Below are 216 nucleotides of genomic sequence, written 5' to 3'. Positions count from 1 at the left end.
CTTCGACGAGGTGCTGGAGCTGCTCCACCTCGGCGGGCGCTCGCTGCCGCACGCCGTGCTGATGATGATTCCGGAGGCATGGGAGAACCACACCGAGATGGACGACGCACGGCGCGCGTTCTACTCGTTCCACGCCTCGATGATGGAGCCGTGGGACGGACCGGCGTCCGTCACCTTCACCGACGGGTCGCTGATCGGTGCGGTGCTCGACCGCAA

The 216-nt window shown here is 67.1% G+C and carries 1 protein-coding gene; it reads left to right on the top strand.

All coding sequences use genetic code 11. The features are described 5' to 3' along the window. A partial coding sequence (locus BN358_RS12100; RefSeq protein ID WP_157593466.1) for a hypothetical protein occupies nt 1–216 on the top strand: 216 nt, incomplete at both ends.

Source organism: Sedimentibacter sp. B4 (assembly GCF_000309315.1).
Taxonomy (GTDB): Bacteria; Bacillota; Clostridia; order Tissierellales; family Sedimentibacteraceae; genus Sedimentibacter; species Sedimentibacter saalensis.
This window is presented reverse-complemented; position numbering and strand designations above follow the sequence as displayed.